This is a genomic window from Pseudomonas sp. MD195_PC81_125, from assembly GCF_014060985.1.
In the GTDB taxonomy this organism is placed as follows: Bacteria; Pseudomonadota; Gammaproteobacteria; order Pseudomonadales; family Pseudomonadaceae; genus Aquipseudomonas; species Aquipseudomonas parakoreensis.
The window spans coordinates 1-2,576 of record NZ_JABULD010000395.1 but is presented as its reverse complement, the minus strand read 5'-3'; the positions used below and the strand labels follow the sequence as shown (position 1 = coordinate 2,576).

The 2,576-nt window shown below is 61.6% G+C and carries 2 protein-coding genes; both read left to right on the top strand.

The genetic code is table 11. From position 1 onward, the window contains the following. On the top strand, nucleotides 1-1,085 hold a 1,085-nt coding region (gene coxB, locus HT737_RS16190), incomplete at its 5' end, for a cytochrome c oxidase subunit II (protein ID WP_182403262.1). A gap of 82 nt (nucleotides 1,086-1,167) precedes the next feature. Beyond that, the coding region (locus HT737_RS16185) for a cytochrome c oxidase subunit 1 (protein WP_182403260.1) at nucleotides 1,168-2,576 on the top strand (1,409 nt) is incomplete at its 3' end.

Below are 2,576 nucleotides of genomic sequence, written 5' to 3'. Positions count from 1 at the left end.
GATTTTTCAGCCCGGCCCAGGCGGCCTGGACTGTGAATATGGCGCCTGGAGCGACTGAAATCAGTCACGCAGTATTCGACCTGCACATGACCATTTTCTGGATCTGTGTGGTGATCGGGATCATCGTCTTCGGTGCCATGTTCTGGTCGATGATCGTGCATCGCCGCTCGACCGGGCAGGTCGCCGCAAAATTCCACGAAAGCACCACCGTTGAAATTCTCTGGACCGTCGTGCCGCTGCTGATCCTGGTGGCGATGGCCGTTCCGGCGACCGCCACCCTGATCCGCATGTACGACACCAGTGAGCCGGATATCGATATCCAGATCACCGGTTATCAGTGGAAGTGGCACTACAAATACCTGGGCCAGGACGTCGAATTCTTCAGCAACCTGGCCACCCCCGCCGAACAGATTCACAACAAGGAAGCCAAGGGCGAGCACTACCTGCTCGAAGTCGACAAGCCGCTGGTGCTGCCGGTCGGCGCCAAGGTGCGCTTCCTCGTGACTTCCGCCGACGTCATCCACTCGTGGTGGGTGCCGGCCTTCGCGGTCAAGCGCGATGCGATCCCCGGGTTCGTCAACGAGGCCTGGACGCGCATCGACAAGCCCGGCCTCTACCGCGGGCAGTGCGCCGAATTGTGCGGCAAGGACCACGGCTTCATGCCGATCGTGGTCGACGTCAAGGAGAAGGCCGACTACGACAAGTGGCTCGCCGAGCGCAAAGCCGAAGCCGCACAGCTCAAGGAGCTGACCAGCAAGGAATGGACCCTCGACGAGCTCAAGGAACGCGGCGACAAGATCTACCACACCACCTGCGTGGCCTGTCACCAGGCCGAAGGCCAGGGCCTGCCGCCGATGTTCCCGGCGCTCAAGGGCTCGAAAATCGCCACCGGGCCGAAAGAAGGCCACTTGAGCATTGTCTTCCACGGCAAACCCGGCACCGCCATGGCCGCATTCGGCAAGCAGTTGTCGGAAGTCGATATCGCAGCGGTCGTGACCTACGAACGTAACGCCTGGGGCAACAACAAAGGCGACATGGTCACACCAAAAGAAGTGCTTGAGCTCAAACAGGCGGAAAGCAAATGAGCCGGTCTACCGCGTACTTCGTCAATCGGTCGGGGCCGCGCGCCCCGGCCCGCCCAGTCCACTCACGTAAAGGAGACCGGCCATGAGCGCTGTCATCGATGACCACGGTCACGCCGACCACGCCCACGGCCCCGCCAAAGGCCTGATGCGCTGGGTGCTGACCACCAACCACAAGGACATCGGCACGCTGTACCTGTGGTTTGCATTCTGCATGTTCCTGCTCGGCGGCACGTTCGCCATGGTGATCCGCGCCGAGCTGTTCCAGCCCGGGTTGCAGATCGTCGAACCGGCGTTCTTCAACCAGATGACCACCATGCACGGCTTGGTGATGGTATTCGGGGCGGTGATGCCGGCGTTCGTCGGCCTCGCCAACTGGATGATCCCGTTGATGATCGGTGCGCCGGACATGGCCCTGCCACGGATGAACAATTTCAGCTTCTGGCTGCTGCCCGCGGCGTTCCTGCTGCTGGTCTCGACCCTGTTCACCGCCGGTGGCGGGCCAAACTTCGGCTGGACGTTCTACGCCCCGCTGTCCACCACCTACGCGCCGGAAAGCGTCACCTACTTCATCTTCGCCATCCACTTGATGGGGATCAGTTCGATCATGGGCGCGATCAACGTGATCGCCACCATCCTCAACCTGCGCGCCCCCGGCATGACCCTGATGAAAATGCCGTTGTTCGTCTGGACCTGGCTGATCACCGCGTTCCTGCTGATCGCGGTGATGCCGGTGCTGGCCGGGTGCGTGACGATGATGCTGATGGACATCCACTTCGGCACCAGTTTCTTCAGTGCCGCCGGTGGCGGTGATCCGGTGCTGTTCCAGCACGTGTTCTGGTTCTTCGGGCATCCCGAGGTGTACATCATGATCCTGCCGGCCTTCGGTGCCGTCAGCCAGATCATCCCGACCTTCTCGCGCAAGCCGCTGTTCGGCTACACCTCGATGGTCTACGCCACGGCGAGCATCGCGTTCCTGTCGTTCATCGTCTGGGCGCACCACATGTTCGTGGTCGGCATCCCGCTGGTGGGCGAGCTGTTCTTCATGTACGCGACCATGCTGATCGCCGTCCCGACAGGGGTGAAGGTGTTCAACTGGGCCAGCACCATGTGGCAAGGCTCGCTGACCTTCGAGACGCCGATGCTGTTCGCCGTGGCGTTCGTGATCCTGTTCTCGATCGGCGGTTTCTCCGGGCTGATGCTCGCTATCGCTCCGGCGGACTTCCAGTACCAGGACACCTACTTCGTGGTCGCGCACTTCCACTACGTGCTGGTGCCGGGGGCGATCTTCGGCATCTTCGCCTCGGCCTATTACTGGCTGCCGAAGTGGACCGGGCACATGTACGACGAAACCCTCGGCAAGCTGCACTTCTGGCTGTCATTCGTCGGCATGAACCTGACCTTCTTCCCGATGCACTTCGTGGGACTGGCGGGAATGCCGCGACGGATTCCGGACTACAACCTGCAGTTCGCCGACTTCAACATGGTCTCCTC